This window comes from bacterium, from assembly GCA_040753085.1.
Classification (GTDB): domain Bacteria; phylum UBA9089; class JASEGY01; order JASEGY01; family JASEGY01; genus JASEGY01.
This window is the reverse complement of record JBFMHI010000187.1, coordinates 1-4,929: the sequence shown is the minus strand read 5'-3', so window position 1 is coordinate 4,929 and position 4,929 is coordinate 1. Positions and strand designations below refer to the sequence as shown.

Genomic DNA, 4,929 nt, shown 5'->3' with positions numbered 1-4,929 from the left:
TCGCTCGCTACGCTCGCGGCGGCCGAACAAGCGGCTGGAGCCGATGCTCGCATCGGCGAGCAAGCTCGCCTCCGCTCGCACGGCTCAGCCGCCGCGCCGATATGATACTGCCCATGGGTTTGCACACCTTGATAGAATGCATCCAGATGATTCAGTAGAGAAAGTGCCTCTTTCCTACTGGGACTATAATGAGGCATTAAGCTTTGCCCAGTTTGATATTAAGTCAAACTGGGAGTGGTATCGTAAAAGATATGAAAAGGAGATAAAACAATAAACAAGCAGGAACTATTTGAGAAAAATTTAGTGCTTACCACAGAGTTTAGCAGGTATATTTTAGAGCATCCTGAAGTTGCAAAGCGTATACCTAAGGATGCGGTAGTGGTGATTCTACCCGAATATGATCAGGAACTGGCAGAGAAAAATCTAAAAATAGCAAAGGCAAGGAGGGAAAAAGATCAGCCGCTGGTGTTTGTGAAGGTTAAAAAACTTGCTCCTGTAAGAAAGTCCAGATTAGTTAGACCTAAAGTAGAGATAGCCTCTGTTTGAAGGGTTAACAAATAAGAGAATGTTGCCGAACTTCATATAACATGGCACAAAAGACTGAAGTCCAAACCTTTTGGGCTTCTTTTCCGCCAAGAACGATAACCAAAATGACGCTTCGCTCGAACCCTTTGGGTTCGCATTTTCGGGGTACCCATTGCAGAGCAATGGGTCCCGGGGTGCGGATGAGCGAAAGGCTCCAACTATAATGATTAGGGGGTGCTTAGGTTTTAATCCGACGTCGGCTAACATGGTGTAAAAGACTTCGTTTCACTTCGTCCAAATTTTGCTTCGCAAAACTTCTTTTACATCGGGAACCGTTATATGCAATGCCGTGCCTAAAAATTGGAGGTAAAAATGGCATATAAAGTCTTCATAAGCCATAGCACCCGGGATCAGGGAGTAGTTATATCACTGGCGAATTTACTCTCGAAGTTTGGGGTAGAAGTGTTTGTTGCAGAGTGGTATCTCGCCCCGGGCGAACGGGTGGACAAGAAAGTATTTGAACAAATCGGAAGGTCTGATTGTGTGGTTGCCCTACTAACGAGGAATGGGATAAGATCGAATTGGGCACAACAAGAAATAGGGTATTCCTTACGATGCAATAAAGCAGTCATTCCTATTGTAGAAAAAGGAATAGACCAAAAGGACTTGGCAGCATTACAGGGGGTGGAGTATATTGAATACGATCCCTATCAATATCAACAGGCTTTAATCAAATTATCTACCTATGTGAGCTCATTAAAGCTGAAAAAGGAAGATCAAGAGAAGACTTTACTTGTTTTAGGAGGACTTCTTGCTTTCCTGTTATTGGTCTCTGGAGGCGAAAGATGAAGATAATTTCATATATTCCATTTAATGATGAACTGGTGCTAAAATTCCGTCCCTTGAAGGGGAAACCAACCAAGGAATTGGGAAGAATTAAATTGTGGTGGGATAAGAAAGGTTATATTTATGGCGTTGATATTAAACCATTTATGGAGGAGTTAGAAGAATTCAAGAAAAATCTAACTACTATACGGTTGGGTGGTATTTGGAAAGGTATACAGATCACAGACGAAGATATTAAAGAGATACGAGAGGATCTGCTAAAAAAAGTCGGGAAGAAATGGTAATGCCATTTGTTACTGACACTCATTCTTTAGTTTGGTATATGACGGATGATCCTAAACTTTCCACTCAGGCGAAAGGAATCTTTCAAAAAGTGGATAATTTTCAGGATTATATTTTCATTCCTTGTATTGTCTTTTTTGAGTTACTCTATCTCATTGAAAAGAAAAGAATTGTTGTTGACTTTGACAGTTTTCTTGCAATGGTGTCTTCATCGAAAAATTATAGAATTGAGCCACTGTGTCTGCCGATCATTGAAAGAAGTAAAAGAATTACAAGAGAAAGAGTCGCTGATCCTTGGGATAGATTAATTGCTGCTACCTCAATGCATTTGAATTTCCCTTTAATAACTGGGGATAAGACTCTGAGAGAGATAGGATTGGAGATTGTATGGTGATAGGCACGGCCCATGCGTATAACACAGCATAAAAGTCACAGCCCTTTTTCCAAAAGGGCTGGATCCATCCTATTCCTTAGAATTAGGTTGTGAGTTCGTGTCTTATACGGCACTTACCCCTGTTTGCCTTCAGCACAGGCAGGCAAATTTTTGCTTCGCAAAAACTTCTTTTATGCTGGAGCCGATAACCAAAATGACGCTTCGCTCGAACCCTTTGGGTTCGCATTTTCGGGGTACCCATTGCAGAGCAATGGGTCGCGGGGTGCGGATGAGCGAAAGGCTCCAACTATGGAGTTCCATCCTCAGTGAGCTTAAGGGCTGGATCATAGGGAGAGTGGCCCTCATTCTTGGGATTAAGGCCAATGATAAATTTTCTCGATTTTTCTTGAGTTTTTGAAGATTTGAAAGGCTTTTGGGAAATCTTAGATAAAAAAGTGGGGGGAAAGATATTAGGCAAGGTTTGCTAAGAGGAGCAAACAGGGCCGCTGGAAGAACGTCTGGAGGAATTGACAGGAAGGTCGTAGATGAGGCTTTTAATCACAGGAGGAAGCGGGCTTCTGGGAGGTAATCTGACCTTTATGTCGGCCAGAGAGGGCATAGAAACTTATGCGGCCTACTGTTCGCGTCCGGTCAAAATTGCTGGGGCGACTACTTTTTCGCTGGATATTACTCAGCGGTCCGATGTCCTCTCCAAGATAGAAGAGATACAGCCGGACGTAATCATTCATACCGCGGCCGTAACCAAACCGGACGTGTGTGAAGAGGATCAAGGTTTGGCCTGGAGGGTAAATGTCACTGGCACCGAGAATCTGGTCCAGGCCGCTAAAATTACCCAGACCAAATTCATCTACCTCTCGACTGATCTCGTCTTTGACGGCCGCGCCGGTCTTTATCGGGAAGATGATCCGACTAATCCTCTCTCTTGCTATGCCTGGACAAAGTTAGAAGGAGAGAAAATAGTTACGGCTAACAGCACCAATTGCTGTATTGTCCGAACAGCCGTCATCTACGGACCCAGTATCGGGGGGGGAAGTTTCTCTGAATGGGTTATCCGAGGGCTGAAGGAAGGCCAACAAGTGCCCCTCTTTGTAGATCAATTCCGGTCCCCTATTCTGGTGACCAACCTGGCCCAGGCTTTACTTGAGATCTGCCATCGAGGCATTACCGGACTTTATCACTTAGGCGGGGCAGAGCGGATCAATCGCTTGGACTTCGGCCGGATATTGACTCAGGAATATGGATTCCCTGAGGCCAATCTTCCTCCTGTGGCGATGGATGATTTTGGCTTTAAAGCCCCCCGGCCAAAGGATTGTTCTTTTGACATTAGCCGGGCGAAAAAGACATTTAAGGTAAGGTTCCTGGGAGCCAAAGAGGGGATCAAGCGGCTAAAAGAATTAGAGGATGAAGGTTATCCGGAACAACTCAGAAAAGGATGATTAGCCAATGATTGGTTGCACAAGACTATTATGTGGCCAGGCTACGGTAGCGGAGGCTATGCGAGAGGGACAGAGACCGGATATGCTGGCCTTCTCTACTTCAGCCAGACCCGTGGTGGTCTGGAATCTTACGAGCAGGTGTAATTTGAGGTGCATTCACTGTTACCTCGAAGCCGAGGCTGAACCAAAGGACAGTGAACTAACCACGGAAGAAGGCCGGGCGTTGATTGAAAATCTGGCTGAACTTAAGATACCGGTCTTGCTTTTTTCCGGTGGTGAGCCTCTTTTACGGAAAGACATATTTGAATTAGGTCGAATAGCCTTCGAGGCAGGGCTTCGTCCTGTCCTTTCGACTAATGGGACTTTAATCACCGGGGATGTGGCCCGACAAATAAAGGAAGCCAACTTTCAATATGTAGGTGTAAGCTTGGATGGCCTTAAGGAGACACATGATCGATTCAGGGCGCGACGTGGCGCCTTTAGAGAAGCCCTGACAGGCCTCCGGAACTCAATGGAGGCAGGGCTGAAAACAGGCGTTCGGTTTACCCTCAACCGGCATAATTACCAGGAGCTGTCAGGCATTATCGATTTGGTGAGGAAAGAAGGCATCCCTCGCTTTTGTATGTATCATCTGGTCTACTCTGGTCGAGGCAAAGGAATGGTAGAAGACGATCTGGATAATAAGACCAGAAGAGAGATATTAGATTGGCTCCTCCAGAAGACAAAAGAACTCTTTGCGGCCGGCCATAAACTGGAAATAATGACGGTGGATAACCATGCTGATGGGGTCTACCTCTATCACATGGTAAAAAGCGAACAGCCGGAACGCCAAGAGGAAATTTACCGGCTCCTTCAGCTTCACGGCGGCTGTTCAGCCGGAGAAAAGATAGCCAATATTTCCCCTTCAGGAGAGGTCTACGCCTGTCAATTCTTCCAGGACATGCCTTTAGGGAATGTAAAAGAAGGGCCTTTCAGCCGTATCTGGCAGGAAGATCGGCTCCGGTCTATCAGAAAGATGAAAAAGAACCTCAAAGGACGTTGTGGTCGCTGCCGGTATATTGACATCTGCGGCGGCTGCCGCATCAGGGCCAAGGTAGTTTACGGAGACTATCTGGCCGAAGACCCGGCTTGCTACCTGACAGAGGCTGAAATCAATTAAGTTTCGAGGTAACTATTTAGGTAACTACTCAAAACTGAGTTAAGCAGTTAGTTGGGAGACAAAGCAAAATTCCCTCTCCCTTGATGGGAGAGGGATAGGGTGAGGGTGAAATGGGCGGGCAATATTATTACTCTTGCTAAAAACCTTAGAAAAAGAGCTGCCACCCTCCCCTAACCCCTCCCATCAAGGGAGGGGAAGCTCTTATGCCGACGCTGTCAGGACAAAAGGAGATGAAACTTAACCCATAGCACTATAATCTGTAATGAGCTTACTTTTTTAACTTGATT

General features: G+C 45.6%; 7 protein-coding genes. All 7 read left to right on the top strand.

The annotated features are described in order from the left end of the window. On the top strand, positions 1-274 hold a 274-nt coding region (locus AB1797_13120; GenBank protein MEW5768527.1), incomplete at its 5' end, for a hypothetical protein. Beyond that, the gene (locus tag AB1797_13115; GenBank protein ID MEW5768526.1) at positions 271-546 is read left to right on the top strand and encodes a DUF5647 family protein; all 276 of its coding nucleotides are present in this window, start codon (positions 271-273) and stop codon (positions 544-546) included. The genes AB1797_13120 and AB1797_13115, both read left to right, overlap by 4 nt. Before the next feature lie 351 nt (positions 547-897). Beyond that, positions 898-1,374 (top strand): toll/interleukin-1 receptor domain-containing protein, encoded by a 477-nt coding sequence (locus AB1797_13110; protein ID MEW5768525.1) that lies wholly within the window; start codon positions 898-900, stop codon positions 1,372-1,374. Then, positions 1,371-1,655 (top strand): hypothetical protein, encoded by a 285-nt coding sequence (locus tag AB1797_13105; protein ID MEW5768524.1) that lies wholly within the window; start codon positions 1,371-1,373, stop codon positions 1,653-1,655. Before AB1797_13110 ends, AB1797_13105 begins: the two co-directional genes overlap by 4 nt. Then, positions 1,655-2,047 carry a type II toxin-antitoxin system VapC family toxin gene (locus AB1797_13100; protein ID MEW5768523.1) on the top strand — a complete coding sequence of 131 codons (393 nt, stop codon included), beginning with the start codon at positions 1,655-1,657 and terminating at the stop codon, positions 2,045-2,047. Before AB1797_13105 ends, AB1797_13100 begins: the two co-directional genes overlap by 1 nt. A gap of 524 nt (positions 2,048-2,571) precedes the next feature. Further along, entirely contained in the window at positions 2,572-3,483 is a 912-nt protein-coding gene (locus AB1797_13095; GenBank protein MEW5768522.1) for an SDR family oxidoreductase, read from the top strand. A 7-nt stretch (positions 3,484-3,490) separates the two neighbouring features. Further along, positions 3,491-4,642 (top strand): radical SAM protein, encoded by a 1,152-nt coding sequence (locus AB1797_13090; protein ID MEW5768521.1) that lies wholly within the window; start codon positions 3,491-3,493, stop codon positions 4,640-4,642. Positions 4,643-4,929 lie beyond the last annotated feature (287 nt).